We start from the raw sequence: 26,525 nt of genomic DNA on the forward strand, positions 1-26,525 counted from the left end.
TTTTAATTTCAAAATTTATAAACTTTCTAATTCCATACTATATTGCTCCCAATCGTTCATTAATGCTTCATAACGCTGATTAAGTGCAGAAAGAGTATCATTTAATTCCTGTACCAATAAATGATTACCAAAAATCTCAGGCTTTGTTAGCTCTACTTCAGCAGCTTCAATATCTGCTTCAACAGTTGCCAATTCCGCCTCTATGCCTTCAATTTTTCGAGTTAATTGACGTATAAGTTTTTGCTGTTCTTTATTGATTTGATGATGGACTTTATTTTTTTGAGCAGGAGCTTGGTCTTTATTTTCTTCTTGCAGTTTAAGCTCGAGCAATTCTTTTTCCTCTAATTTTTTTTCAAGGTAATAATCATAATCCCCTAAATAAAGCTTACTGCCATCCTCAGATAGCTCCACAATAGATGTTGCAATACGATTAATAAAGTAACGGTCATGGGAAACAAAGAGAATTGTGCCATCATAATCAATCAAAGCATTCTCTAATACTTCTTTACTATCGATATCAAGGTGGTTGGTAGGTTCATCCAAAATCAGAAAATTATCCTGATCCATTGCAAGTTTGGCTAAAGCTAATCTCGCTTTTTCTCCACCACTTAAAGAAGAAACCAATTTTTCAACATCGTCTCCTGAAAATAAGAAACTACCTAAAATACTTCTAATATCCTTTTCTGGTGTTGTTGGATGCGCATCCCAAAGCTCAGCTAAAACGGATTTATTTGAAACCAAATGTGCTTGCTCTTGATCATAGTAACCAATGGCAACATTTGCACCTAAACTTGCGGAGCCTTTAATAAAAGGTAGCTCCCCAGTAATTGATTTTAATAAAGTCGATTTACCAATCCCATTAGGACCGACTAACGCAATCGCTTCCTGTTTTCTAATATCTAATTGAATGGCAGATGATAAGGCTTGTTGACCATAACCAATTGTAGCATCTTCAACAGCTAATACCACATTTCCGCTTGATTTTTCAGCTTGAAACATAAAATGCGCAGATTTTTCATCGCCTTGTGGGCGGTCTAATCTTTCCATTTTTTCTAATTTTTTCCGGCGACTTTGAGCCCGTTTAGTTGTCGAAGCACGAACCAAATTACGATTCACAAAATCTTCTAACTTAGCGATTTCAGTTTGTTGTTTTTCAAATTCCTTCCATTCTTGCTCTAAGTTTGCTGCTTTTTGAACCAAATATTTAGAATAGTTTCCAACAAAATGAGTCATTTTTTGTCTGCTTATTTCATAAACTTGAGTAACCACTTTATCTAAAAAGTAACGGTCATGAGAGACAATTAAAAGCGCGCCTTGATAAGTTGTTAGATAATTTTCTAGCCACGCCAAGGTGTCAATATCTAAGTGGTTTGTAGGCTCATCTAAGATTAATAAATCTTTTTTTGCTAATAATAATTTAGCTAATGCCAAACGTGTTTTTTGACCACCAGAGAGCTCTTTAACTTTCTTTTGATAGTCTGCTTCATAAAAACGAAAGCCATGTAAAACCGAACGAATTTCTGCTTCATAGCCAAAACCATTAGAGGCATGATAATCATGTTGAAGCTGGTCATAAGTAGCTAACGTTTTTTCATAAAGTGCTGGATTGTTTAAAACCTGTTCATCCCCAAGCGCGATTTCTAATTGACGCAATTTTTCTTCCATCAAAAGCACCTGTTCAAAAACTTCTAACATTTCATCCCAAATGTTTTTTTCAGAATGAAGCCCTGTATTTTGTGCGAGGTAGCCAATTGTAATTTCTTTACCTTTCACAATTTTCCCAGCATCGGGCTCTTCTTCACCAGCAATCATTTTTAATAAAGTTGATTTTCCTGCACCATTTCTGCCAACTAAAGCAATACGGTCAGTATCTTGCACTTCTAATTGAATATTTTCGAAAAGTGTATCTGCACCAAAATAGCGTGCCACTTGTTGTACTTGAAGTAATATCATCGCTCATAATCCTTTCTATCACTAGATAATCTCAGTTTATCATAAATTAAGATACTTGGGCTGAAAAAACCAATAAAATCTACTTGTTCAAAAATTTCACAAGCATTTTAACTATTAATGAATACAGTTTCTTGAAAACTGTATGAGTCTAATAAAGTCACAAATTAAGAATAATGATAGATAAACAGCAGGATATTTGGTAAGCTGTATCATATAAGTAGACAATTAATGCTGTGAACATAAGCACAAGATTTGTTTAAAATGGAAATGTTGTTTATAATTGAAGTATAAAATGAATATATGTTTGTGAAAATTACAGTTTTTACATACTGAAAATAGACGGAGGAAGAATATGTCAACACAAAAAATACCACAAGCGACAGCAAAACGCTTACCTATTTATTATCGTTATTTAAAAATTTTGAATGATGCGGGAAAAGAAAGAGTTTCTTCAACTGAATTAAGTGATGCAGTAAAGGTTGATAGTGCAACCATTAGAAGAGATTTTTCTTATTTTGGTGCGCTTGGAAAACGTGGTTATGGCTATGATGTTGAGAACTTAATGAAATTCTTTAGTAAAACATTAAATCAAGATCATTTAACAAGTGTGGCTTTAATTGGTGTTGGAAACTTAGGTCATGCATTATTGAACTATAATTTTCATCAAAATAATAATACACGAATTAGTGCAGCATTTGATGTCAAAGAAGAAATTGTTGGCACCATTTATAGCGGTATACCTGTTTATCAAATGGATGAAATGATGGAGCAAATTCCCTTACAACAAATTGAAATCGCCATTTTAACTGTACCAGCTCAAGTTGCACAAGATACAGTCAATAAATTAGTGGAAGCTGGAGTGAAGGGGATTATGAACTTCACACCTGTTCGAATTACAGTGCCAAAAAATGTTCGCGTTCAAAATGTTGATTTAACCAATGAACTACAAACACTTATTTATTTCTTAGATAATTATGCTGGGGAAGAAGTTAGTGAAGAAGAATAAAAAGATTATGTAGTGATAGAATTTATGATAATATTTTTTCCTTATTTTAAATTAAGTTTCATTCAGTCATCTTAACAATAGAAAAAATCCACCCTCTTCTATTAGAAGAGAGTGGATTTTTTACTTGAATGAATTGTTTTACTGTTTTTTTAATTTACGATAAAACTGCCATAATTTAACCCCACGAATTAAATCAGTGGTTGCAAAAGCAACACAAAGAATCGACCAAATATCCCAACCATCTTGGGAAACTGAATCAAAAGCAAATAGGATAAAAATTATAGCAAAAATAAAATTCACAATAATTTGAGTGAGAAAACTTTTTTTACTCATCATGACGATCACCCCTTTATTGTTTTTTAACCATCTTAGCCATTATAACAATAAATAGAACAAATATAAAAATAAATCATTTAATCGTGTAGGATTCATTTAATTTTTTTGTCTACTATTGAAGTGATATTTTAAAAGGATGAATCATTTAGTTGATGCTATTTTATAAAAAAAGAATGACAAAAGAACATACGTTTGCTATAATGTGGAGGAACGCGGCGCAATATACCCTCAATATTAAAGCGAAGTGGTGAGAACATGAGAGAAAACAGAGTAGAAAGAAGCAGCAGAAAAAAAGTAGATGAAAAGCTTAAAGCAGTGCCAAAGCTAGTTGCTGTAGCCAGTTTATACGGCAGGAAAATTGCTCGGCAAGAATTAGTAGAAAGAAGTAAAGAAGCTTTAGAAGAATTAGAGGACATCAAATCAACCATCGCCCTTTTACCACAAAAGGAACAGCAAGATATTATTGAAAAGCGTTATTTGAAGCATAATGAATATGATACTGATATTCAGGTATATATGGAATTGAATATGAGTGAATCCTATTATTATCGCATGAAAAGAGAAGCGCTAGAAACCTTAGCCTTTTTCTGGGGATTCTAAATAGAAGAACAAAAAAGTTTTTAGAAATGAAACACTCATTTTTAAAAGCTTTTTTTCTTTTGCTAAAAAAGATTTTTGAAAGACTTTTGACAGTAATGAAACAGAAAATAAAAAGAACGTTTGTTCTTTTCGGGGTTATACTAAGTATGTAATCAAGGCCGATTACAAAGACTGCAGTCAAAAAAACAAAAAGAAAGTAGGAATTTTAAATGACAGTACAACCAATTGAAGGAAAAAAAGTAGTTTATTTAGTTCAAGCAACAAATGCAGCAAAAGGAGCCAAAGCTTTACTTCCAGGATTCCAAACAGAAGGAACATGGACACGTGAACATGAGGCTTTAGATGAGCAAACAAAATCGGGTCGTATTTTAGGCTATGGTGCTAAAACAGAAAACTTTGAACTGACACTTTATGCTGCTCCAGGAGATGCTGGTCAAGAAGCCATTACAAATGCCTATGATCATGAAGAACAAGTAAAAGTATGGCGTGTAGAATTACAACAAAATGCAGATGGTACTTACCCAGCTCGTTTTGGTTATTCAATTATTCAAAGTGTGGCGATTTCAGATGCAGATAGCTTTGCAGAATTAACTGTGACATTACCAGTAATTGGTAAAACACAACCAGGAACCTTAACAGATATTCCAGAAGAATTAATTAACTTAGCTTTATATGGCTTTGAAAACCCTGGTGAAAAAACAGGTGAATTAGGCACAGAGCCTACTGCGGAGTAGTTCAATTAAGGAAATAAAGTAATCAGGTGTCTCTGAAAACGATAGCGACGACTACTTGCACGATGTCACTGCAGTTTTCTGATACACCCTAACATTTCTAATGATAAATTTCATAACGAAGAGAAAAGAGGAGAAGAAATATGTTTACATTTGACATTCAAAAAAAAGCTTACGAAGTGAAAGGAAACTTACGATTTGCAAGAGACATTGAAAATCAATGTTCAACTAAGCAAGACGGGATTAATCAATTAAATGGTCTGGCACTTTTATATATGGGACTCCAAAGTGATTCGATTAATGCCTTATTAAACTTCCTATATTATGGCATGCATCCAAATGGTAGAGCAAGTATGGAAGCCATTGAAGAGGCACTGGATGAGATGTTAGAACAGGATGAAAATGCGCTAGACACATTATTTTTAAAAGCAATTGGGGTACTTGAAACAAGTGGTTTTTTCGCAAAAATGAGGAACGCGCTGATGGACAATCTGAAAAAAGACGAGAAGAATCAGGCGCTGGCCAAACAAATGGAACAAAAACGCAAGAAAGCCATTTCTCTACTCTCACAATCATAGAAACTTGTTTTCAATATGGGATAAGCAATATGGAGCAAATTTTGGACTTAACTTTGGTGGAATACGAAGCCGCGTTACGAGGGATGCAGTTAAGAACAATTGATCAATATGAGTTGATGGCAAAATCTGCCATGGCTCAGCGCTATGCCCAGCATGCAAAACGAGCGAATGAACGAAAAATCTTCGATAAGAATCGTGCCTTACGCAGCTTGAATCATCATGGAAATCAAAACAAACCAGATAAAAGGATGCTACAGCAAGCAAGTAAGGCATTAAATGATTATCAAGTGAACTTTACGTTGGAAAAATAAGAGAGGAAGGAGGAAGGTTATGAGTGATTATTCATTAAATATTGATGTTAATGGAAGAAATGCTATTGAAGCAATAAACAATATTACATCAGGATTTTCTAATGCCGTTTCATCAGTTACAAATTTTGCAACTAATATGCAAAGTAATATTGATAGCATATCAGGACCAATTGATAGCATAACAGGAGCATTTGAGGCAATAAATAAAGTTGGTTTTGGTGGCATACAAGAATCCATTGATGGATTGAAAGAAAAATTTTCAAATTTGCCAGGGCCAGCAGCTCTTGCAGGTGGTGCATTTTTAATGTTTGCACAACAGACTGGTATACTTTCAGATATTATGAGTTTATTTAAAGGTGAAATTAGCCAGGCTGATTTTCTTTCTACGTTTACAGATAAAATTCAAAGTGTTGTTTCCATGATACAAACCAAAGTTCCAGAATTCATGAAGATGGGGATTGACTTAGTGAAATCAATCATTGGAGGAATTAAAGCTGTTTTGCCAGTTATTGCACCAATGTTTGCCACTTTATTGAATGGTATTGTAGAAATTATAACAACTAATTTACCAGTTATTCTAAGTTTAGGTATGGAATTGCTCACAGAATTGATTAATGGTGTTGTGACAATTATGCCAATGTTAGTAACAACCATACTAGAAATTATTACAACATTGACAAACACTTTAATTGAAAACTTACCAATGATTATTGAAGCAGGAATAACTATTCTAAACAGTTTAATTGAAGGTGTTTTACAAATGCTACCATTCTTAATCACTGCTGCAATCACATTATTGACTGCGTTAGTTGATGGAATTGTTACAAATTTGCCATTAATTATTGATTCAGCAATTGTTTTAATGAATACCTTAATTGATGCTTTAATAGCCAATCTGCCAATTATTATAGATGCTGGTTTGAGTTTGCTATTAGGAATTATTGACGGCATTGTAGAAAACTTGCCAATGATAATAGATGCAACCATCACATTATTAACAACCTTAATTGATGCCTTAATTGAAAACCTACCTAAAATTATAGATGCGGGATTATCTTTATTAATGGGTGTAATTGATGGGATTATTGATAATTTACCACAAATTATAGATGCTGCATTAACACTAATAATTGCACTGGGAAGTGCTTTAGTTGAGAATTTACCTAAAATTTTAGCAGCAGGGGTAAAAATTATAGAAGAATTAATCAAAGGTGTACTAACTATAGGGAGTAAAATTCTTGATGCTGCAACAGATATTATTGAACAAATGAAAACAGAGTTTGGAAAGCAAGTTAATAAAATCAAAGATGTAGGTAAAGATATTATTGATGGTTTGATTAGTGGTATTGCAGATATGAAAGATGCTGTATTAAAAAAGATTAAAGAAATAGCTGATGGTATTTTAGATGGTATTAAAGGGTTCTTTGGAATTCATTCACCTTCAAGACTCATGATGAGCATGGGAGAATTTATTACAATTGGGCTAGCTAAGGGACTTAATAATGAAATGAATGCCGTTAAACGAGCAACTGAAAATCTAACAGACGCAGCCACCATTGACCCAAAAGATTTACAAATGAGCATTGCAGATATGCGTAAAATATCAAAACCATTAACCTTTAGTTCAATGGTAGATACTGGTGCATTTGCAAATAGCAGTAACAATGGACAATCCGTAACCAATCATCAAACCGTCCAATTTAATCAACCTATTACACGACCTTCAGAAATGCTACGCAAAATGCGTCAAGCAAATCAAGAAATGGGGTGGAGTATGTAATGGAATGCGAAATTTTTAATAAAGTAGCAAATAAAAAACTAACCATTAAAGATTATGTTGAAGAAACGTATCAAACAGATGGTCATCCAACTGGAAATTATTTTTTCATTAAATTAGATGGATTAGGTGAGGTTCAAGCAGATAGAAAGACAATGGATGCCAATGGCGATGGCACATTATATATGGCATCAACATTGGCAGAAAGAGAAATTCAGATTGAATTTATCATCCAAGCTGATGAAACAAAATCGATGGAAGAATTAAGACGAGAAGTGAGTCACATCTTTAATCCCAAAGCAGGATTATTAGAATTACGTTATACAGAAGAGCAAAAAAGTTATCGCATTCAAGTGGCAAGTGATCATGTACCGAGCTTTACCACGGATGGTTATTTAAGTAAAAAAGGACAACGTGTTTCCATCACACTTGTTGCTTCAGATCCATTTTGGTATGCCACAACAGCTGAAACACATTATTTATCCAATTGGCTACCAAATTTTGAATGGGATTTAACCTTTCCAGTTATTAATGAATTAGAAGAAGGAATTGAGCTTGAAGTGTTACAGGAAAATGGCTTGGTTCAGCTAACAAATGATGGCGATGAAAAAACAGGTATGACCATGCTGTTAACAGCAACTGGAGATGTTGAAACGCCTAAAATCATTCGTGTCATGCCTGATGGAACTGAAACACAATTTATGCAGTTAAATAGGGGCATGAAATCAGGGGATATCGTTCGTATTCGAACCATTTCAGGAAACAAGCGAATTGAACAATGGGATGACCAATCTAAAAAATGGCTAAATATCTTTAATGTTTTATCACTAGATAGTACCTTTATTCAGTTAGATGTTGGTGAAAACTTCTTACGTTATGAAGCGTTGAAACATCCTGAACAGTTAGAAATCAATGTGCAATATGATTTGCGCTATGTGGGGGTGTAGTTAGATGATGCTATGGTTAATGAATCCTCAACTTGAGCGCTTACAGCTATTAGAAAATTTTAGCAGTTATATCGTGACTAAGCATTATTTTAAACCGAGTTCTTTTGAACTACATTTACCTTTAACAGAGGAAATGCTCAGACTGATTCGAGAAAACCAGCTTTGTACAGGCAACCTTATGATGCAATCAGATACAGAAGAGGCTTATTTAATTGAGGAGTTACAGCCTAACTTCGAGCATTTTGGTGGAGAAATTATCATCAAAGGCCGAGATTTACGTGCCTATTTGGAGCGAAGAATCATTATGAAGGAAGAAGTACAAACTGCAACACCCGATATCTTGATTCGTTCTTGGTTAACTGAATGTATTCTTTCTCCCGCTGATAGTAAACGTAGAATAGCGCAATTTGAAATGGGAAACCTTCCAGTATTTAAAGACAAACTAACGATTGCATTAAATTACCAGAATTTGCTTGAAGCGATGTCTGATTTATGCAAAATAACAGGATTTGGCTTTAAAGTACGGGTAAATCTAGCTATGAGAAAATTATTTCTGGATGTCTACCAAGGTGTTGATAGAACAGGAAATCAAACCAAGCACACACAAGCAATTTTTTCTCAGGAGTTTGAAAATATTTTGACACAGGCCTTTACAGAAAATCTGATGGATCAAAAAACAACAGCCATTCTTAGTTATGAACATGATGAAATCAAAAAGCTATTGGAAGTCTCAAATAATGAACAAGGACTTTCTCGAAAAGAAATTTATATTGATGCAACCAGTAGTGGTAAAGGGGATGAAAACCATCCTATCAGTGAAAGTGAACAAAAAGAGTTGGTTAAACAAGAAGGTCTTGAAACCCTAGCTAATTATCAAATGATTCAAACAATGGAAGCTGATGTTATCACGAATGGTAATTTACGCTATCAAGAGGATTATGATTTAGGGGATAAGGTAACGGTTATTTCTGAAAAGTTAGGTTTAAGACTAGATACAAGAATTGAAACAATTGAAGAAGTCTATGAACAAAATGGACGAGAAATTAGACTGATTTTTGGTAATAAAGTACCGACCTTAGTCGATAAAATAAAAAGGAAAGTGAAGTGATAAAACGATGGAAAAAGGATTGTTTTTCCCTTCCAAAAATGGGGATCGAAAATATAAAGCCAGTGATTTTACAGGTTACTTCTCACAACTATTTTCAAATGGTGTCTTTAGTAATAATAGTGAAAATTTACAAGTGTTAGCATCAAAAACAAATGGACTATCCATTGTTGTAGAACCAGGCTATGGGAATATTAATGGTTATTTGTATGCATCAGACCAGCCAAAAACGTTATTGTTTGATATTTCAGATGTTGCAGGAACCGCTAAAAAAGCAGCTGTGGTTTTACGTTTAGATTTAAATGAACGTGAGATGAGTGTGCATGCTAAGAATACAGATGAATTAACCCGGACAAAGGCAATTTATGAATTGATGCTAGCAAGAATTCATCTTCCAGGCGATGGTGCGGCGATTACGCAGAGCATGATTCAAGATACCCGAGGCGATGGCACCCTATGTGGCTATGTTCACTCTTTAATTGACATCGATCCAACAACACTTTGGTTGCAGTTTGAAGCAGATTGGCATGAATGGTATGCAAACAAGCAGCATGAAACCAATATTAACACTGAGACGCTTAAAAAATATTTAGTAGAAGCAAAAAAAGAATTTCAAACATGGTTTGAAAATTTACAAGATATGTTGGATGAAAATACTGCGAGCAACTTACAAAATCAATTAAATCAACTAAATGCTGATCAACATGAAATGAAGGCAACAGAAGCCCTTCTGACTGTAGAGCATAACTTAAACGAATTCCCGCAAGTCAGTGCGCTAGCATGGCAATATGGTATCGGAACAGTGCCACTAAGTACACAACCAAGTAATATTAGTTTTGATGGGACGGATGTATTTAGTATTGCTGTTGAAGCAAGACATTATAATCGTCATAAATTGACCGTATTGGTGCCTAAAAATTATTGCATGGAAAATCCTACAATTGTTAGAACTGCACCAAATAAATATTTATTGGTGGAAGGCATTTATTCAGTAGAAATTACGATTGGCAATCATCAGAATGATGTGAAGCAGTATGTTGAAACAACCATGAAGCTTGATTTAAAGGGACGTAAGATAGGCAGCTTAAAAGAAAATCCACATTCTTATTTATATGACGTAGGTGCGCAGTTAATCTCACCTACTGCTTTTAGATATGGGTTGATTAATGGGGATAAAACTTTATGGAACGCCTATGAATCGTTAGAAGGAATTAATCAGAATGTCGTTCATACGACTTCTCAATCTAAAGGCAATATGACACAACAACTTGCTAAATTTAATGTGATTGAAGCTTTATCTAGAAAATTTACAGTGATGAAAAATATGACTTTATCACAAAAGTTAATCTTTGCCCAAAAGAGCATTTATGAAATGACAGTGAATGCCTATGCTTTAGGTAAAGGCGTTGGTGGAAATAAAGTAACAATTAAAACAGCGCGTGGTACCCGTTGGGATGGAATAGCAGCCAATAATTTAAATGAAATAAAAAGAATTGGCTATACCGCGACTGGTGAAAATGCAACCTATTATTTAAATAGTGATGGCTTCTACTATGCATTACTCCATGCTGAGGCTAGTGATGGAGCATTAGTTAAATCAGAACTAAAAGTAGATTATATCAATCTTGAATTAAAATTAAGGAGTGAAATGTAATGAAATTAAACAAAATTATTAATGGAATGGAAAAAGCAGCAGAAGCAATTGATCAAAACTTTGAAGCACTAAATTATGAAAATAGTGGTTGGGTAACAGTACCACTTAAAAATGGTTCTAGAGGGGATGCACGTTTGATGAAGATTCATCGTGTAGTCTATATTGATGCAACGGTTACAGCTGCATCAAGTGGAGCAGGTACTGGAAATGCAAATAGTATCATGCAACTTCCAGAAGGCTATCGACCAGTACGTGATATATCGTTAGTTATCGGAACAAATGCTATTAATGGAACAGCAGTCATCCGAATTTCTTCTTCAACAGGAGAGGTAGTCATTTGGAGTTCTACTCATATCCAAGCAAACCACACGTTAACCTTTAACTTTATTGCAAGAGACGTTTAAGAAAAATAAGTTGTGAGGCTAAGAATAAAAATTGAAGAAGGTTCCAGAATGAGCGATTAGGGTACTTTAATCCTAATCGCTATTCATTTTATAAAACAGAAGAGAAAGGAAGTGAATAAAGGGAGATGATAAAAGAAATGATTTTATACCTTTTTGGTGGTGGGACAGTTGTGATGTCGCTTTATCTAACAGCTCTAGTCATTGATTTAATGACAGGCTATGTAAAAGCACTAAAAGAACACAACTGGCATTCATCTTTAAATATTGAAGGCTTACTCATTAAATTTGTGACCTTTTTTACAATTATTGCGGCAGATGTTATTGATCGCTTAGCGCCGCTGATTCATGTATCGATTCCTTTAAATATTGCTTTTTGGTGGACGATTATTTTAACCCTCTATGAGTTAGGCAGTATTTTGGAGAATGTCGGACAAATGGGCATTAATATTGGCTTTTTAAGTAAATATTTAGGGGTCTTACAAGATCAAATGAAAATAAAAGAGGAGGAGAAAAAAGATGAGTAAAACAAAGCAATTTTTACAAAGTATTAAAGCAGGAGCAATTGCTGGTTGGTATCAATATGGTATTTTACCATCTGTCTCTGCGGCCCAAGCAGTGATTGAAAGTGGCTGGGGCATGTCTACTTTGGCTCAGCCACCAAATCATAATTTATTTGGGATAAAAGGGAGCTACAATGGGCAATTTGTGACCTTGCCAACTCAAGAGTGGGATGGGAGTCAGTACATTACCATTCAAGGGAATTTTAGAAAATACCCAAGTTGTGCTGAATCTGTTAAAGATCATGGTGCTTTTTTTCATGAGGGTCCAAGATATCTTGGGTTAATCGGGATGCGAGATTATGAGGTACAATGCTTAGCTATTCAAAACTGTGGTTATGCAACGGATCCTAATTACGCAGAAAAACTAATGACAACGATTCGTGCAAATGACTTAGTTTCATGGGATCAAGAAGTATTAGTAGAAACGGCAGCAGCTAAAACTCCAGCAATCAAAGCAACTCATACCGTACAAATTGGAGATACATTAACCAGTATTGCCCAACATTATGGCACAACAATTGAGCAACTGATGCTACAAAATTAAATCGTTCATGCTGATCTCATTTATGTTGGACAGGTTTTGAGTTTAGGGACTAAACAAGAAGCACCCAAACAAAGCTATCTTGTAAAATCTGGTGATGCGCTCTCTTTAATCAGCGAACGATTAGGTGTTTCGATGGCACATTTAATTCATGTAAATCAAATCAGTCATCCGGATTTTATTCGAGCAGGAGAAATTTTGTACTATTAACCCACAAAAAAACAAGCTATAAGTTATTAGGAATCAATGAATAACTTGTAGCTTGCTTATATTTAAAGGTTATTTTGTTGCTTTGTTGAGAATAAAGGAATTTTTTTTATCAGCTTTGGAACATGCCAACTGAAATTATTTAAGCTATTACAAATATAAGCCAGTATCAATGAAGCACTTAGGATTGTTAAAATAATGAAAGGACTAGCTAAAACCATTTTTTCTTTTCCTAATAACTCAAATACATAAGGATAGACTTTTTTATCGACAACAAATGACATTAAATAAATAGGTAAAGTTAATTTTGAAATCATTAAAACAATTCTACCCGTTTTTATATTTTTCCTATTTTTCATCAGTAGAAATACGGCAACAGACTGAACCAACACAATTAACGATGGATATGAACCATCTACTTCAAGTACATATGGTTTTGCATAGATGAAGTTTAATCCAATACCATACAACGTTGCTACGAGATAGACAGGAACAATCACAACTGATTTAATCTGAATTTCCTCACTATATTTACGAATATAAGCACCAATTGCATAGTACATAAGAGGATAAGTAGCCATCCAATAGGCAGGTAAAAAAATAAATTGAGCTAAAAATGGATTTGAGTTAACAAACATAGGTAACGCACAGACTAAGATAAAGGTAAGAAGCAATAAACGAAATTCTTTTTTAGATAAATGATTGATGAGCTTGTTAATAAAAGGAATCAATAAATATAAGCCGATATACATATTTACATACCAAGAATAACCAATGAGCTTAAATGATAAAATCATTTTTACGATTTCTTGAGGTGAGTATTGGACACCCATAAATTTATTTTGTAGCACATATGTAAAAAGAGCGCAAATAATGTATAAAGTGACTACTTTTAATAAATTTAGATAATACTGTTTAGTCGCTGTTTTTTGATACATTAAAAAGCCAGTAATTAATAGAAATAAAGGGACACAGATTAAAAAGACTTGATAGATAGAACTCATGAAAAGTCTCGTTTTAAAGCCAAAATATTCAACTGGAATTAAATGTTCCGTATTTAAGCGGAAATGAACAGCAATCACACTAAAACAGGCGATAAATTTTAACGAGGTAATGAAGTTGATTGATTTTTTCATAATAAGTAATAGACTCCTAGTTTAATTTTTTTAATTCGCTTTGTTTATTATCTGTTATGGAATAAAAATAGTCAATGCCTGAATAGTGTGTTTGATAAAGAGCAGCCTAAGAGAGGTGTTATTAGTAGGTAACAACTATTTAGGCAAGATCTTGTTTTGATAGAAAATTTGTACATTTATTTTTGGGAAAACAGCGTATTTCATTTTTATAGAGGGGAATTAAATTAAAGCAGAAAAAAATATTCTTTTCTCTTGCATTTTTCGCTATAAATGTTTATCATAATAATTGTATTAGCACTCATTGTTGTTGAGTGCTAAAAAGGATAACTTGTAAAAAATGGAGGGATTTAACGTGTTAAAACCATTAGGAGATCGTATCATTATTGAAGTAACAAAAGAGCAAGAACAAACTTCAAGCGGATTTGTTTTACCAAGTTCTGCACAAGAAAAATCACAAACAGGTACAATCATTGCGGTAGGCGAAGGTCGTACACTAGATAATGGCACTAAATTACCTGTCAGCGTGCAAGTTGGCGAAACAGTTTTATTTGAAAGCTATGCAGGAACAGAAGTCAAATATGATGGAAAAGAATATTTAGTGTTACATGAGAAAGATCTTGTAGCAGTCATTGGTTAATAAAAAATTTAATGAGGTGAAGGAACATGGCAAAAGATATTAAATTTGCAGAAGATGCACGTAGCGCAATGCTTCGTGGTGTAGATATTTTAGCGGACACAGTTAAAGTAACATTAGGCCCTAAAGGTCGTAATGTTGTACTAGAAAAATCATATGGTTCACCAATTATTACAAATGATGGGGTAACGATTGCGAAAGAAATTGAATTAGAAAATCATTTTGAAAATATGGGTGCAAAATTAGTTTCTGAAGTGGCTTCAAAAACTAATGATATTGCTGGTGATGGGACAACAACTGCGACTGTATTAACACAAGCAATTGTACGAGAAGGCTTAAAAAACGTGACTGCCGGTGCAAATCCAGTTGGCATTCGTCGTGGAATTGAATTAGCAACTAAAACGGCTGTTGAAGAATTACATGCAATTTCTAAAATCGTTGATTCTAAAGAAGCGATTGCACAAGTTGCAGCAATTTCTTCAGGGGATGAAGAAATTGGTTCATTAATTGCAGAAGCAATGGAAAAAGTGGGCAACGATGGGGTTATTACCATTGAAGAATCAAAAGGAATTGAGACAGAATTAGATGTTGTTGAAGGGATGCAATTTGATCGTGGTTACTTATCACAATATATGGTAACTGATAACGATAAAATGGAAGCAGTTCTAGAATCACCTTACCTTTTAATTACAGATAAAAAAATCTCTAATATTCAAGATGTCTTACCATTATTAGAACAAATTTTACAACAAGGTCGTCCGCTATTAATTATTGCAGATGATGTAGATGGTGAAGCCTTACCAACCTTAGTGTTAAATAAATTACGTGGTACCTTTAATGTGGTAGCTGTTAAAGCACCAGGCTTTGGTGATCGTCGTAAAGCAATGTTAGAAGATATTGCGATTTTAACTGGTGGTACAGTGATTACAGATGATTTAGGCTTGGAATTTAAAGATATGACCATTGAACAATTAGGTCATGCTGGTAAAGTGGTTGTCACAAAAGACAATACAACAATTGTTGAAGGTGCTGGTGCACCAGATGCGATTGCACAACGTACAGCTTTAATCAAAGCACAAGCAGCAGAAACAACATCTGATTTTGATAAAGAAAAATTACAAGAACGTTTAGCAAAACTTTCTGGTGGTGTAGCAGTTGTTAAAGTAGGTGCTGCAACTGAAACAGAATTAAGAGAACGCAAACTACGTATTGAAGATGCACTAAATGCAACTCGCGCAGCAGTTGAAGAAGGGATTGTTTCAGGTGGTGGTACAGCTTTAGTGAATGTTTTAGCAAAAGTTGCTCAAATGGAAGCAACTGGCGATGAAGCAACTGGTATCAGTATTGTATTACGCGCCTTAGAAGAACCACTTCGTCAAATTGCAACCAATGCAGGACTTGAAGGTTCAGTCATTGTGGATAAATTAAAACATGCAGAAGCAGGCGTTGGCTTTAACGCAGCGAATGGCGAATGGGTCAATATGATTGATGCAGGAATTGTTGACCCAACCAAAGTAACACGCTCAGCATTACAAAATGCAGCAAGTGTTGCAGCCTTATTATTAACAACAGAAGCAGTAGTGGCTGATAAACCAGCTCCAGAAGCACCAGCAGGAATGCCGGGTGGCGGTATGGATCCATCTATGATGGGCGGCATGATGTAGGGATTTAAATAAGAGTGTTGATATACCAATGTTTAATTGGTTTTATCAACACTCTTTTCTTTGTTAGGGGGCAAGAAAGGGACGGTTAAATCAATTAATTCAAGTTTATCAATTAAACTATCACTCATCTTTTCAGTCACATGCATCTATATTTTAATAGTCGTTTCAGCATCACTATGCCCAACTCTCTTCATTATTGCTTTAAGAGGTATAACTTATCCTATTCGTATCCCAGTTGAAGCTAAAAACTCTGTTAAATCTGCGTTTCTTTTTCCATTATGAGTTGATTGTTGTCTTTTGATAATCGAATACAATTCGTCATGCTCTAAATAATTATTTTCTACGTTCTCAATCTCTTCTAAAGTTGCTGGTTTCTTTTTAAGAGTGACATCTTCAATAATATTTTTATCAATATATTTTCTACTAATTGCAAAATCAAAAATTTATGCTAGCGGTAGTTTTAACTTGTTTTACATACATTGTACGAATAATCTTCTTCATAATAAAATTTTTCACTCAGTTCTTGTATATAAAGAGTATCTATTTTTGTAATCAGATAGTCTTTTGGAATTATTTTATTTAATAAGTTTAAAGTGTATTCACGAGTTGTTGCAGTTTTCGCCTTAACGGTATGCTTATATTTCTTCAACCACTCCGTTGCTACTTCATTAAATGTTAAATTTTTATTTTTTCCAATTTTTATATCTTTTATTAGTCCATCTATTTTTTTGTTAAGAGTCTACGTGCTTCGTTTTGCGTTCTGGGTAAATCACTATGTAATGTTACTGAAACTTTTTTTTGCTTAAAAATTCTCTTAAATATGTGAAAAAGCACATGAATATCATAAAATTAAAGCTGTTCGCTTGAAAAAGAACATGCGTTCTGATATAATGTGTTAAGGAGTAATGAATGGAGATGACAACTTATGAAAAAAACTTATTCAGTATTTGATGTTGCTAATTGGTTTTTATCTAAAGAAGAGATGACACCAAAAAAATTACAAAAATTAGTTTATTATGCTTATTCTTGGTTTCTAACTCTAAATAATGATAGTTTAGATAATTTAGAGAATAAATTATTTAGCGATGAAGAAATACAAGCATGGGTTCATGGACCAGTTTGTCCAAGTTTATATAAAAAATATGTGGAATATGGATATAATGAAATTCCTAAAGTAGATAAACATACTATTGAAGTGTTTGAAAAAGAAGTAGATAGTACCTTGGAAGAAGTGTGGTTAGTTTATGGTAACTTTGATGGTAATGAACTAGAAAGTATTACACATCAAGAAAAACCATGGAAAAAAGCAAGAAATGGTTTTGGACCATTGGACAATTGTACAGAAATTATTTCAGACAAGGATATATATTCTTGTTATATTCAACGCGTTGGTTAAAGTATGGAGATAAATAATACTACACATCCAAGAAACACTGTTATCAATAATGTTGATGTCAAAAGTCATTCTAAAACAATTATTGACTTTTCCAAATACCCTAATTGGACACATTCAACAAGAATTGGGAATTTTACAAATCAATTAAAGAATGAAAAAGAATGTGCTAAAAATTATTATATTCTTGTTTCTAAACTTTTTCCGTTCCTTCAAAATCAGGGTGGAGATTTGTTTACTGGTATTAACCATTGTCATTTATTAAACGACTCTGATGATAAAAAATACAGAACGCAAGCTATAAATATAATAGAAAACATTCATAATGTAAAATTTGATAAGTCGCTTGAGTTATGGCAGCTTTCTTATGGTCAAGGTATTCGGTTAGTTGGTGCTATGGTTAAAGGTGGAGATAATAATAATCAAACTATTATATATCCACTTTTTATTGATCATCATCATTTAATATACCCTGATAAAAATCATAATCAAAAAGATTTAAGTAAGAAAGCTTGTAAGTTTTGTCCACAAGATAAATATCACTAAAAGCCTTAAAAATCAATTTTCTAAGGTTTTTTTTCTTTGCTCAATAAGTTGTTCTAACTCTGCTAAATCGTCGGTTGTAGCATGAGTATTAATGAATAAGTGAGCGGTACGTTTGTAAGAACCTACCTTTAGTTTATCCTTGTTCTTTTGTCTGTAGCGTCTGTTTGCTTCTTTTTGCGCTTCACTGGTTTTAGATTCAGTCATTATGCTCATTCCTTTTTATTATGATTAGTGATGTTATAGAGAATACCCAAAGAAAGCAAGCTAACGAATAAAGTTACGATTTCGATATTAACCCTCCTTCTGTTATAATATGGATAGAGGTCATTATGCCCCAACTATCAATTTTTGCGTTTATGGCGCTTTTTCTAAGCTTGTTTTCTTTAATAATTTCGAGGTTACTGCAAGATTCAAGCTATCGGTTGCTAACGTCACTATTGATGTTAGCAATTTTATTTTTTCTTCCAATTTACCACCTCCCCTGTCTTACATATATAATTATGTTGTATGGGATATATAAAGTCGACACTTTTATTAGAATAGATGTAAAAATATTTAATTTTTTCTTTCTATGATAAAATCACTTTGTTATTGTACTTTTTTACCATCTTTAACTACCTTTTAAATAATATATTTAAAATGGGTAGTAAATTTTCGTAAGTGATAACTTATCACACCTTTCCTCTATATTGTTGTTGCGTATGATTGCTTATAGAATAAGGTGTATCACGTATCGCCACCTTTGGTTAATTACTCAATATGATGGGCCATGTTGTAAGCTCGTGAATAAAAGTGTTGGTATGTTGGTTATGAATCAACTATACCAACACTTTTTATTTCATTAGTAAGTGCATCTACTTTCAATTTAAGCTTATTAGGCATACAATTAATATGTAGGAAAGACCGTATTGAAAGAAGGAATGACTCATGGAAAAAGCAGAAAAAGTTCAAATTTTAAAAGATATCATACGTATCCAATCCGTGAATGGAAACGAAAAAGCAGTGGCAGATTACTTAAGTCAATTGTTTCAGAAACATGGGATTCAAACAGAGCAAGTTGAATATGCCAAAGAGCGAGACAATTTAGTTGCTGAAATTGGAACATCTGACAATAGGGTATTAGCATTTTCAGGTCATATGGATGTCGTGGCACCTGGAGATAGCGCATTATGGAGATTTGATCCATTTTCAGCAACAGAAAAAGAAGGAAAAATCTATGGTCGTGGTGCAACCGATATGAAAAGCGGTTTAGCAGCGATGGTTATTGCGATGATTGAATTAACTGAAGAAAAAGCGCCATTAAATGGAAAAATCCGCTTACTAGCAACTGTTGGTGAAGAAGTAGGCGAATTAGGAGCAGCACAACTAACTGAAAAAGGGTATGCAGATGATATTGATGCAATGATTATTGGTGAACCTTCTGGCTATCAAATTGTTTATGCGCATCAAGGTTCAATTAATTTCACTGTGACCTCAACAGGTAAATCTGCTCATAGTTCAATGCCTCAACTGGGGATTAATGCCATTGACCATTTAAATGAGTTTTATACAACAGCAAATCAAGCATTTCGTAAAGAAAAGTATACAGATGATGTGCTTGGCAATTTCAACTACAATGTCACCTTAATTTCTGGTGGAGACCAAGTCAATAGTATTCCTGAGAAAGCAACCTTATCTGGTAATATCCGTACTATACCTGCTTTTAATAATGAAAAAGTCGTCCAATTATTAACGGAAATTGTTGCTGAGTTTAATACCAAAGAAGGTGTCAAACTTGATTTGACCATTGATGCCAATAAATTAGTGGTGAAAAGTCAAAAGGATTCAGAAATTGCACAGCTTGCACAACACATTACAGAAAAGAAAATAGGTCAAAAAGTCCCACTATTGGGTATTTCTGCGACAACAGATGCTGCAGAATTTGTGAAAGCAAAAACGGCTTTTCCTGTGATTATATTTGGTCCTGGAAATGAAACCCCACACCAAGCAAATGAATATGTAGAGGTTGACAATTATCTTGAAATGATTGATATTTATAAAGAGATTGCAACGACCTATTTAGCCTAAATCAGTCATAAAAAGGAGTCTGCAAAAGAGAATTTTTCTCTGATTGCAGACTTTTTATGTTTAATAGAGAAAGGAGGGCTCAATTTGAAAATAGATAAAATAAAAATATTAGAAGTTGCTGTATTAGCCGGAAAGATTTTGTTAGAAAATGGTGCAGATATGACGCGCGTGGAAGACACCATGCTTAGGATTGGTCGTAATGCAGGCTTAGAAAATGTTGTGGCTTTTGTTACTCCAACTGGTATCTTTATTTCATTAAGAGGCGAAGCTTATTCACAAATGGAAAGTATTCAGCAAACAACCATGAATTTAGAAAAAGTCGCCTATGTGAATCAACTATCAAGAAAATTTGGTGAGGGAACGATTACCATTTCAGCATTTTACCAGCTACTTCAACAAATTGATGAAGATATTAAAGATTTTAATTTTTGGTTGAAAACCTTAGCTGCTTCACTAGTGAGTGCCTCCTTAATGTATATTTTTGGTGGCGAATTCAGAGACTTTTTTGCAACATTTGTAGTTGGAGGAATGGGCTATATGCTTTACTATTTCCTCAACAAAAGAACAGAAGTTGATTTTCTAAATAATGGACTAGTTGCTTTTGTGATTGCGCTCCTTGCAGGATTATTTGTTAAACTGCATTTAGGAACGGATATGAATATGATTATTATTGGCAGCGTGATGCCACTAGTTCCAGGCGTTAAAATTACCAATGCTTTTTTAGATGGCATTAGTGGACATACCATTAGCAGTATGACCTCAGGTTTACAGGCTTTACTTACAGCAGGCTCAATTGGTGTGGGTGTTGCGATTGCATTAAAACTACTATTATAGAAAGAAGGGAACTCTTTGGAAATAATCTTACAAGCCCTATTTAGCTTTATCGGTGTTGTTGCTTTTGGTGTGCTAACCAACGTTCCTAGAACCCTATTACAGTGGTGTGGCGCAATTGGAACCCTCTCTTGGCTGGTTTATTACCTATTAATCAACTTTGGCGTCAATATCTTTATTAGCTATTTTATTAGTGCCATGATGATTCGTTTAGGAAGCTTGATTTTAGCTAAAATCAAACGCGTACCGAGCACCATGTTTAGTATTCCTAGCTTAGTAACAGTTGTTCCAGGGGGAACTGCGTATCAAATGATTCGTTATTTTGCAGTTGGAGAAAGTAATTTAGGTATTGGTTTCTTGATGCAAGTGATTGGTATTGCAGTCGCGATTTCAGTCGGCTTCCTAATTGCTAATTTATCATTTGAAAAAGTAAAGACAATAAAAGTGTTGATTGGCAGACACTAAAAAAGAATGAGCTACTGATTCAATAAAAAAGACTCTTCTCTCTACTTGTAACAATAGAGAAAAGAGTCTTTCTTTGTTGATTATTTTGCCAATGCTAATTTTAAGCGTTGCAAACCATCCTCTAGAATTTCCTTTGGACAACCTAAATTGACACGCATCCAGCCAGAACCATTTAAACCATAATCAATTCCAGGTGATAAGACGATTTTTCCTTGATGAATCAATCGTTCCTTGAGCGTTTGGTCAGATAAACCTAATGACCGGCAATCAATCCAAATCAGATACGTTCCCTCAGGTTTTATAACAGAAATATGAGGGAGTTCTTTTGCAAAAAAGTCCATAAATAAGCGCTGATTTTCTTGAATATACCCAATTAATTCCTTCAACCAATCTTTGCCATAACGATAAGCAGCTTCCGTTGCAGCATAGCCAAAAGTATTAATCGTACCTTGCTCAGACTTAGCCTGTGCAGCCATTAGTTTAGCACGTAGCACTGAATCTTTTACATAAATCATCGAATGCTTCACACCAGCCATATTAAATGTTTTTGTTGCAGCATTTAACACAATGAGTAAATCATCAAAGGCTTCATCAATCGCAAAAGCAGAGGTAAATTGATGAGGAGCAAAAATTAAATCACTATGAATTTCATCACTCAGACAATAAACTTGATATTTTTTACATAAAGAAAGTAATGTATTTAGCTCACCTCTTGACCAAACACGTCCTCCAGGATTTTGCGGATTACTTAAGATAAACAAACGAACCTTTTCAGTGCTAAATTTTTTTTCAATATCCTTAAAATCCATGACAAATTGCCCATTTTCAATTGTTAAAGTAGAAGTAATGACTTTCCGATTGTTTTGTTCAACCATTTCACGAAAAGGTGTGTAGACAGGGTCATGAATCATCACGGCCTCTTCAACTTGAGTGAGTGTTTCAATAGCTAATGCAATACTTGGCACAACACCAGGAGAAAATAAAATATGCTCTTTCTTTAGTTGAATCTGATGTTGAGTGGCCTCCCATTGAATAATGGCTTCATATAAACTCTCTGGTGCCATCGTATATCCTAGTACTTTATGGTCAAGAGCTGCTGCAATAGCCTCCCTAATAAAGTCTGGTGTAGCAAAATCCATATCAGCAACCCACATTGGTAATAAACCAGCCTCATGATAAGTTTCATCAATGGAATCCCATTTTTTGCTGTTGGTGCCTTTTCTAAGAATGATTTGATCAAAGTTGTACATGAACTAAATTCCCCCTTCTTGATTTGATTACCCTCATTATAGATGAAAAGCGCGTAGAACAAAAGGAAGAAAAGAACATCGCAAAGTTTAAGCTAGAGTGGTATAATGTAAACGATGTTTTGACCAGTAATGATAAGGAGGAAAGCACCGTGTATAAAATAGGCATGATTCAAAAGGGAATTGTAACAGGTGTCCAACCATATGGCGCATTTGTTTCTTTAGATAAAGAGGTTCAAGGACTTATCCATATTTCAGAATGTACGCATGGTTTTGTAAAAGATTTAAATGAGCTGCTAAAAGTAGGGGATGAAATCACCGTTCAAATTATTGATATCGATGAATATACAAAAAAAATCAGCTTATCCATCCGCACATTAGAGAAGCAAGTTCCCTATCATGAAGTTCCTAAAAAGAAAAAATTTAAGCGTAAAAAAGCGCCAAAAATTGGTTTCTCTTCTATCCATCAAATGATGCCTACATGGGTCAAAGAAGCACAAATTGATGAGTCAAATAGAGAAAATTAAACACTAAAACGTTTACATTTAAAAATGTGATTTCTTCTGCCTCATAATGTGGTATGATGCAATTGTATTTTTTGATTTTACGTAAAGGTGAGTGTGGAAAATGTCAGAAAAACAATGGGTTGCTGGGACAATTATTGCCCAAAATTCAGAGAATCATTCTGTTTTTTTAGTCGCTAAAAATGAAGAAACGTATACTTTTGTTACAACTGAGATTGAAGAAGAGCGAACAGGTTTAGCCAGTATTCTGGAACATTTTAAAATGAAGATGCATATTGATATGAATGCATTAAAACTTTTTGAATTAACGAATGCAGTTGTCGATGGACATAAAATTCCATTGTTTGTATTTGAACTCATCCACCCAGCTGCAACACTTTCAGAAGTGTTGAAGACAGATGCCAAAGATTTGTCATGGGAAAAAACGACAACCTTACAAGCAGCCATGCAAAAATGGGAGATTTCAGGCGTCCCAAGATTTGAAAAAGCACAAAATCAATAATAGGTAGACCAATCGAGAGGGAAACCTCTCTTTTTTACTTGCGTTTTGGCGTTAAAACTACTAAAGTAGAGAGTGAAGAAAAAAATTAATCAGTTAGACAATCTAACTATTTATCGGAGGGTTTTTAATGGCACATATTCAATTTGATTATTCAAAAATCGAAAAATTTATGCAACCACATGAAGTAGCTTACTTGCAAAGTCAAGTCACAGCAGCAGATAGTATGTTACGAAATGGTACAGGAGCAGGAAATGATTTTCTTGGTTGGATTGATTTACCAAAAAATTATGATAAAGCAGAATTTGCTCGCATTAAAACAGCAGCTCAAAAAATCCAAAGCGATTCTGAAGTCCTAATTGTTATTGGAATTGGTGGTTCATATCTAGGTGCGAAAGCAGCATTAGATTTCCTTAACCACTCATTCTATAATTTAGTGGATCATCAAGCACCACAAATTTTCTTCGCAGGAAACAGCATTAGTTCAAGTTATTTACATGATTTAATTGATGTGATTGGCGAACGTGATTTCTCTGTTAACATCATCTCTAAATCTGGTACAACAACTGAACCAGCAATTGCTTTCCGTGTCTTTAAAGAACTATTGGTGAAAAAATATGGTGCTGAAGCAGCTAAAAAACGTATTTATGCAACAACAGATAAAGCGCGTGGCGCATTAAAAAATGAAGCAGATGCAGAAGGTTATGAAACATTTGTGATTCCTGATGATGTTGGTGGACGTTTCTCAGTCTTAACAGCAGTAGGTTTATTACCAATTGCAGCAAGTGGTGCAGACATTGATGCATTAATGCAAGGAGCAGCAGATGCAAGCGATGCATACCGTAGTGATAAATTGGAAGAAAATGAAGCCTATCAATATGCGGCTGTTCGTAATGCTCTTTACCGTAAAGGCAAAACAACAGAGTTATTAATTAACTATGAACCATCATTACAATATTTTTCAGAATGGTGGAAACAATTATTCGGCGAATCAGAAGGAAAAGATCAAAAAGGAATCTATCCATCAAGTGCCAACTTCTCTACTGACTTACATTCATTAGGTCAATATATTCAAGAAGGGCGTCGTGATATCTTTGAAACGATTATTAAAGTAGATAAAGCGCGTCATGAATTAACCATTCCAACTGCAGAAAAAGATTTGGATGGTTTAGGTTATTTAGAAGGTAAATCAATTGATTTTGTTAATACAAAGGCTTTCCAAGGAACAATGTTGGCTCATACAGATGGGGATGTGCCTAATCTAGTTGTAACCATTCCTCAAACGGATGCTTATACATTAGGTTACTTGATGTATTTCTTCGAAATTGCTGTAGGAATTTCAGGTTACTTAAATGGTGTGAATCCGTTTGATCAACCAGGAGTAGAAGCCTATAAGAAAAATATGTTTGCTTTACTAGGTAAACCAGGATTTGAAGACTTAGCAAAAGAATTAAATAGTCGTCTATAAAATCAACTGCTCTCAAATTGATGCTTCACATCATTTTGAGGGCAGTTTTTAGCAAAAAATAAACATTACTTCTATAATATAGTATGAAATAATTTTACCGAAATAAAGAGGAGCTAAATATGATGAACAAACAAATCCAAATAGCACAAGCAACATTACAGGATCAAGTAGCCATTCACGAGCTACTCTTTCAAGCGGCATCCTGGTTAAAATCAATTGGCTCAAAGCAATGGAATGGTTTTTTAGAAGGAAAGGACAATCACCATACATCAGAAGCCATTGCAAGGGGAGAAGTTTTTATTTGTCGTGTGAATCAAGTGCCAGCAGGTATGTTTATTTTATGGTCCAAAAAAAGCCAGTGGGATCAAATATTATGGCAAGAAATAAATGAGCCTAGTGCTTTCTATTTACATCGTTTAGCAATTGATCGAAAGTTTGCTGGACAACATCTTTCAGAAAAGATGCTTAGTTGGGCTAAAGTTTATACTCGTTCTCAAGATAAAGAAGTTTTACGTTTAGATTGTCTTGCTGAAAATATACATTTGAATCAGTTGTATCAAATAAACGAATTTCAGCTTGTTGGTTGTCTGAAAGAACATGATGCAGGAGAGCAGGTGGCTGATTTCAACTTATATGAGTGGTATGCATAAAAATATGCGGAAAAAATTATCGAACGTTCTATTGTGAACTACAGGTGAATGGTGTCTAAATAGTGATTTAAAAGCGAACGAATTCGTTGCGTCTACCCATATCGTTCGCAAGTTGAAAAAAAGTAAGAAAAATGATGAGAAACAGTTGACCAAACTTGAGAAACTTGATATATTAGATATCGTTCCAGTGACACAAGATTACTTGGAGCACTAAGAAAAAGTATTGACAAGTAAATCTTATTTATGATAAGATTTTCAAGTCGCCTCTAGATGTTCAAATAAATAACTTTTCGTATAATTAAACATTTTTAATGAATAAATATTCAAAAAAGTTGTTGACATGAATCGTCTCGTGTGATACTATTTAGAAGTTGTCGAAACGGCAACGAATTAGACCTTTGAAAACTGAACAAAGTAAGACGAACCAAATGTGTAGGTTGTTTTAACAAGGTTAAAACAAACAACATTAGTGAATAAAATTCGCTAGCAATTCAAAAAAATAATGAGCTACAAGCACATTATAAAAATGACTTTAAACCTTCGGGTTTGAACGATACTTTTATGAGAGTTTGATCCTGGCTCAGGACGAACGCTGGCGGCGTGCCTAATACATGCAAGTCGAACGCTTCTTTTCTCCCGAATGCTTGCATTCAATTGAAAAGAGGAGTGGCGGACGGGTGAGTAACACGTG

At 34.2% G+C, this 26,525-nt stretch carries 30 protein-coding genes and 1 rRNA gene; 25 read left to right on the plus strand and 6 right to left on the minus strand.

Going from position 1 to position 26,525, the window contains the following annotated elements; genetic code table 11:
- Positions 1–15 precede the first annotated feature (15 nt).
- The gene (locus BMW29_RS09980; protein ID WP_092652965.1) at positions 16–1,953 is read right to left on the minus strand and encodes an ABC-F family ATP-binding cassette domain-containing protein; all 1,938 of its coding nucleotides are present in this window, start codon (positions 1,951–1,953) and stop codon (positions 16–18) included.
- A gap of 352 nt (positions 1,954–2,305) precedes the next feature.
- Here BMW29_RS09980 and BMW29_RS09985 point away from each other — a divergent pair, with 352 nt between their 5' ends.
- A complete protein-coding gene (locus BMW29_RS09985) occupies positions 2,306–2,959 on the plus strand; it encodes a redox-sensing transcriptional repressor Rex (RefSeq protein WP_092652967.1) in 654 nt (217 codons plus the stop codon).
- Between the two features lie 138 nt (positions 2,960–3,097).
- On the opposite strand, the gene BMW29_RS09990 is transcribed toward BMW29_RS09985, so the two are convergent.
- Positions 3,098–3,295, minus strand: a complete 198-nt coding sequence (locus BMW29_RS09990; protein WP_092652969.1) for a YdiK family protein — start codon at positions 3,293–3,295, stop codon at positions 3,098–3,100.
- A 255-nt stretch (positions 3,296–3,550) separates the two neighbouring features.
- Between BMW29_RS09990 and BMW29_RS09995 the strand changes: the two genes are divergently transcribed.
- The 12 genes from BMW29_RS09995 to BMW29_RS10050 all read left to right on the plus strand — a co-directional run bounded on the left by BMW29_RS09995 (position 3,551) and on the right by BMW29_RS10050 (position 12,713).
- Positions 3,551–3,895, plus strand: coding sequence for an ArpU family phage packaging/lysis transcriptional regulator (locus BMW29_RS09995; protein ID WP_092652971.1), 345 nt, complete (start codon positions 3,551–3,553; stop codon positions 3,893–3,895).
- Positions 3,896–4,104: 209 nt separating this feature from the next.
- Positions 4,105–4,629: a phage major tail protein, TP901-1 family gene (locus BMW29_RS10000; RefSeq protein ID WP_092652973.1), complete on the plus strand. Its 525-nt coding sequence runs from the start codon at positions 4,105–4,107 to the stop codon at positions 4,627–4,629.
- Between the two features lie 140 nt (positions 4,630–4,769).
- Positions 4,770–5,204: a tail assembly chaperone gene (locus BMW29_RS10005; protein WP_092652975.1), complete on the plus strand. Its 435-nt coding sequence runs from the start codon at positions 4,770–4,772 to the stop codon at positions 5,202–5,204.
- A 29-nt stretch (positions 5,205–5,233) separates the two neighbouring features.
- Positions 5,234–5,515, plus strand: a complete 282-nt coding sequence (locus BMW29_RS10010) for a hypothetical protein (RefSeq protein ID WP_245706268.1) — start codon at positions 5,234–5,236, stop codon at positions 5,513–5,515.
- Between the two features lie 19 nt (positions 5,516–5,534).
- Entirely contained in the window at positions 5,535–7,295 is a 1,761-nt protein-coding gene (locus BMW29_RS10015; protein WP_092652977.1) for a phage tail protein, read from the plus strand.
- Positions 7,295–8,239 carry a phage tail domain-containing protein gene (locus BMW29_RS10020; RefSeq protein ID WP_092652979.1) on the plus strand — a complete coding sequence of 315 codons (945 nt, stop codon included), beginning with the start codon at positions 7,295–7,297 and terminating at the stop codon, positions 8,237–8,239. Before BMW29_RS10015 ends, BMW29_RS10020 begins: the two co-directional genes overlap by 1 nt.
- A gap of 4 nt (positions 8,240–8,243) precedes the next feature.
- Positions 8,244–9,347: a siphovirus ReqiPepy6 Gp37-like family protein gene (locus tag BMW29_RS10025; protein WP_092652981.1), complete on the plus strand. Its 1,104-nt coding sequence runs from the start codon at positions 8,244–8,246 to the stop codon at positions 9,345–9,347.
- 7 nt (positions 9,348–9,354) lie between these two features.
- Positions 9,355–10,998, plus strand: a complete 1,644-nt coding sequence (locus BMW29_RS10030; protein WP_092652983.1) for a hypothetical protein — start codon at positions 9,355–9,357, stop codon at positions 10,996–10,998.
- Positions 10,998–11,402 (plus strand): hypothetical protein, encoded by a 405-nt coding sequence (locus BMW29_RS10035; protein ID WP_092652985.1) that lies wholly within the window; start codon positions 10,998–11,000, stop codon positions 11,400–11,402. Before BMW29_RS10030 ends, BMW29_RS10035 begins: the two co-directional genes overlap by 1 nt.
- Positions 11,403–11,539: 137 nt before the next feature.
- On the plus strand, positions 11,540–11,926 hold the full coding sequence (locus BMW29_RS10040; RefSeq protein ID WP_245706269.1) for a phage holin family protein: 387 nt from the start codon (positions 11,540–11,542) through the stop codon (positions 11,924–11,926).
- Positions 11,919–12,506, plus strand: coding sequence for a glucosaminidase domain-containing protein (locus BMW29_RS10045; protein WP_092652989.1), 588 nt, complete (start codon positions 11,919–11,921; stop codon positions 12,504–12,506). Before BMW29_RS10040 ends, BMW29_RS10045 begins: the two co-directional genes overlap by 8 nt.
- A 36-nt stretch (positions 12,507–12,542) precedes the next feature.
- Positions 12,543–12,713 carry a LysM peptidoglycan-binding domain-containing protein gene (locus BMW29_RS10050; RefSeq protein WP_177165741.1) on the plus strand — a complete coding sequence of 57 codons (171 nt, stop codon included), beginning with the start codon at positions 12,543–12,545 and terminating at the stop codon, positions 12,711–12,713.
- A gap of 62 nt (positions 12,714–12,775) precedes the next feature.
- Here the strand turns inward: BMW29_RS10050 and BMW29_RS10055 are convergent, their stop codons facing one another.
- A complete protein-coding gene (locus BMW29_RS10055) occupies positions 12,776–13,846 on the minus strand; it encodes an acyltransferase (RefSeq protein WP_092652993.1) in 1,071 nt (356 codons plus the stop codon).
- A gap of 352 nt (positions 13,847–14,198) precedes the next feature.
- On the opposite strand from BMW29_RS10055, the gene groES reads away from it, so the two are divergent.
- Positions 14,199–14,483: a co-chaperone GroES gene (groES, locus tag BMW29_RS10060; protein WP_092652995.1), complete on the plus strand. Its 285-nt coding sequence runs from the start codon at positions 14,199–14,201 to the stop codon at positions 14,481–14,483.
- A gap of 26 nt (positions 14,484–14,509) precedes the next feature.
- Positions 14,510–16,144 (plus strand): chaperonin GroEL, encoded by a 1,635-nt coding sequence (gene groL, locus BMW29_RS10065; protein ID WP_092652997.1) that lies wholly within the window; start codon positions 14,510–14,512, stop codon positions 16,142–16,144.
- Positions 16,145–16,604: 460 nt separating this feature from the next.
- Here the strand turns inward: groL and BMW29_RS14235 are convergent, their stop codons facing one another.
- Positions 16,605–16,868 (minus strand): tyrosine-type recombinase/integrase, encoded by a 264-nt coding sequence (locus tag BMW29_RS14235; protein WP_092652999.1) that lies wholly within the window; start codon positions 16,866–16,868, stop codon positions 16,605–16,607.
- Positions 16,869–17,069: 201 nt separating this feature from the next.
- On the opposite strand from BMW29_RS14235, the gene BMW29_RS10075 reads away from it, so the two are divergent.
- Both BMW29_RS10075 and BMW29_RS10080 read left to right on the plus strand, forming a co-directional pair.
- Entirely contained in the window at positions 17,070–17,540 is a 471-nt protein-coding gene (locus BMW29_RS10075) for a Panacea domain-containing protein (protein WP_092653001.1), read from the plus strand.
- A 3-nt stretch (positions 17,541–17,543) separates the two neighbouring features.
- Positions 17,544–18,083, plus strand: coding sequence for a hypothetical protein (locus BMW29_RS10080; RefSeq protein ID WP_092653003.1), 540 nt, complete (start codon positions 17,544–17,546; stop codon positions 18,081–18,083).
- A gap of 12 nt (positions 18,084–18,095) precedes the next feature.
- Here BMW29_RS10080 and BMW29_RS10085 read toward each other — a convergent pair whose 3' ends face one another.
- Positions 18,096–18,287 (minus strand): hypothetical protein, encoded by a 192-nt coding sequence (locus BMW29_RS10085; protein WP_092653005.1) that lies wholly within the window; start codon positions 18,285–18,287, stop codon positions 18,096–18,098.
- Between the two features lie 723 nt (positions 18,288–19,010).
- Here BMW29_RS10085 and BMW29_RS10090 point away from each other — a divergent pair.
- The 3 genes from BMW29_RS10090 to BMW29_RS10100 all read left to right on the plus strand — a co-directional run bounded on the left by BMW29_RS10090 (position 19,011) and on the right by BMW29_RS10100 (position 21,446).
- Complete coding sequence (locus tag BMW29_RS10090; RefSeq protein ID WP_092653007.1) at positions 19,011–20,150, plus strand: ArgE/DapE family deacylase; 1,140 nt, start codon at positions 19,011–19,013, stop codon at positions 20,148–20,150.
- A gap of 84 nt (positions 20,151–20,234) precedes the next feature.
- Positions 20,235–20,984: a threonine/serine exporter family protein gene (locus tag BMW29_RS10095; protein ID WP_245706270.1), complete on the plus strand. Its 750-nt coding sequence runs from the start codon at positions 20,235–20,237 to the stop codon at positions 20,982–20,984.
- Positions 20,985–20,999: 15 nt separating this feature from the next.
- Positions 21,000–21,446: a threonine/serine exporter family protein gene (locus BMW29_RS10100; protein WP_092653009.1), complete on the plus strand. Its 447-nt coding sequence runs from the start codon at positions 21,000–21,002 to the stop codon at positions 21,444–21,446.
- An 80-nt stretch (positions 21,447–21,526) separates the two neighbouring features.
- On the opposite strand, the gene BMW29_RS10105 is transcribed toward BMW29_RS10100, so the two are convergent.
- Positions 21,527–22,696, minus strand: coding sequence for a MalY/PatB family protein (locus BMW29_RS10105; protein WP_092653011.1), 1,170 nt, complete (start codon positions 22,694–22,696; stop codon positions 21,527–21,529).
- A 164-nt stretch (positions 22,697–22,860) separates the two neighbouring features.
- Here BMW29_RS10105 and BMW29_RS10110 point away from each other — a divergent pair, with 164 nt between their 5' ends.
- The 5 genes from BMW29_RS10110 to BMW29_RS10130 all read left to right on the plus strand — a co-directional run.
- Positions 22,861–23,220, plus strand: coding sequence for a CvfD/Ygs/GSP13 family RNA-binding post-transcriptional regulator (locus BMW29_RS10110; protein WP_092653021.1), 360 nt, complete (start codon positions 22,861–22,863; stop codon positions 23,218–23,220).
- A 100-nt stretch (positions 23,221–23,320) separates the two neighbouring features.
- A complete protein-coding gene (locus BMW29_RS10115) occupies positions 23,321–23,719 on the plus strand; it encodes a hypothetical protein (RefSeq protein ID WP_092653013.1) in 399 nt (132 codons plus the stop codon).
- A gap of 127 nt (positions 23,720–23,846) precedes the next feature.
- Entirely contained in the window at positions 23,847–25,184 is a 1,338-nt protein-coding gene (locus tag BMW29_RS10120) for a glucose-6-phosphate isomerase (RefSeq protein ID WP_092653015.1), read from the plus strand.
- A 122-nt stretch (positions 25,185–25,306) separates the two neighbouring features.
- Positions 25,307–25,834: a GNAT family N-acetyltransferase gene (locus BMW29_RS10125; protein WP_092653023.1), complete on the plus strand. Its 528-nt coding sequence runs from the start codon at positions 25,307–25,309 to the stop codon at positions 25,832–25,834.
- Positions 25,835–26,391: 557 nt separating this feature from the next.
- Positions 26,392–26,525, plus strand: a 16S ribosomal RNA gene (locus BMW29_RS10130); the annotation flags it as partial.

It is taken from the genome of Isobaculum melis, assembly GCF_900111355.1.
In the GTDB taxonomy this organism is placed as follows: domain Bacteria; phylum Bacillota; class Bacilli; order Lactobacillales; family Carnobacteriaceae; genus Isobaculum; species Isobaculum melis.

Coding starts and splice junctions, on each gene's coding strand:
- BMW29_RS09980 (WP_092652965.1), bottom strand. CDS start 1,953: ATGATATTACTTCAAGTACAACAAGTGGCACGCTATTTTGGTGCAGAT.
- BMW29_RS09985 (WP_092652967.1), top strand. CDS start 2,306: ATGTCAACACAAAAAATACCACAAGCGACAGCAAAACGCTTACCTATT.
- BMW29_RS09990 (WP_092652969.1), bottom strand. CDS start 3,295: ATGATGAGTAAAAAAAGTTTTCTCACTCAAATTATTGTGAATTTTATT.
- BMW29_RS09995 (WP_092652971.1), top strand. CDS start 3,551: ATGAGAGAAAACAGAGTAGAAAGAAGCAGCAGAAAAAAAGTAGATGAA.
- BMW29_RS10000 (WP_092652973.1), top strand. CDS start 4,105: ATGACAGTACAACCAATTGAAGGAAAAAAAGTAGTTTATTTAGTTCAA.
- BMW29_RS10005 (WP_092652975.1), top strand. CDS start 4,770: ATGTTTACATTTGACATTCAAAAAAAAGCTTACGAAGTGAAAGGAAAC.
- BMW29_RS10010 (WP_245706268.1), top strand. CDS start 5,234: ATGGAGCAAATTTTGGACTTAACTTTGGTGGAATACGAAGCCGCGTTA.
- BMW29_RS10015 (WP_092652977.1), top strand. CDS start 5,535: ATGAGTGATTATTCATTAAATATTGATGTTAATGGAAGAAATGCTATT.
- BMW29_RS10020 (WP_092652979.1), top strand. CDS start 7,295: ATGGAATGCGAAATTTTTAATAAAGTAGCAAATAAAAAACTAACCATT.
- BMW29_RS10025 (WP_092652981.1), top strand. CDS start 8,244: ATGATGCTATGGTTAATGAATCCTCAACTTGAGCGCTTACAGCTATTA.
- BMW29_RS10030 (WP_092652983.1), top strand. CDS start 9,355: ATGGAAAAAGGATTGTTTTTCCCTTCCAAAAATGGGGATCGAAAATAT.
- BMW29_RS10035 (WP_092652985.1), top strand. CDS start 10,998: ATGAAATTAAACAAAATTATTAATGGAATGGAAAAAGCAGCAGAAGCA.
- BMW29_RS10040 (WP_245706269.1), top strand. CDS start 11,540: ATGATTTTATACCTTTTTGGTGGTGGGACAGTTGTGATGTCGCTTTAT.
- BMW29_RS10045 (WP_092652989.1), top strand. CDS start 11,919: ATGAGTAAAACAAAGCAATTTTTACAAAGTATTAAAGCAGGAGCAATT.
- BMW29_RS10055 (WP_092652993.1), bottom strand. CDS start 13,846: ATGAAAAAATCAATCAACTTCATTACCTCGTTAAAATTTATCGCCTGT.
- groL (WP_092652997.1), top strand. CDS start 14,510: ATGGCAAAAGATATTAAATTTGCAGAAGATGCACGTAGCGCAATGCTT.
- BMW29_RS10075 (WP_092653001.1), top strand. CDS start 17,070: ATGAAAAAAACTTATTCAGTATTTGATGTTGCTAATTGGTTTTTATCT.
- BMW29_RS10080 (WP_092653003.1), top strand. CDS start 17,544: ATGGAGATAAATAATACTACACATCCAAGAAACACTGTTATCAATAAT.
- BMW29_RS10085 (WP_092653005.1), bottom strand. CDS start 18,287: ATGACTGAATCTAAAACCAGTGAAGCGCAAAAAGAAGCAAACAGACGC.
- BMW29_RS10090 (WP_092653007.1), top strand. CDS start 19,011: ATGGAAAAAGCAGAAAAAGTTCAAATTTTAAAAGATATCATACGTATC.
- BMW29_RS10105 (WP_092653011.1), bottom strand. CDS start 22,696: ATGTACAACTTTGATCAAATCATTCTTAGAAAAGGCACCAACAGCAAA.
- BMW29_RS10110 (WP_092653021.1), top strand. CDS start 22,861: ATGATTCAAAAGGGAATTGTAACAGGTGTCCAACCATATGGCGCATTT.
- BMW29_RS10115 (WP_092653013.1), top strand. CDS start 23,321: ATGTCAGAAAAACAATGGGTTGCTGGGACAATTATTGCCCAAAATTCA.
- BMW29_RS10120 (WP_092653015.1), top strand. CDS start 23,847: ATGGCACATATTCAATTTGATTATTCAAAAATCGAAAAATTTATGCAA.
- BMW29_RS10125 (WP_092653023.1), top strand. CDS start 25,307: ATGAACAAACAAATCCAAATAGCACAAGCAACATTACAGGATCAAGTA.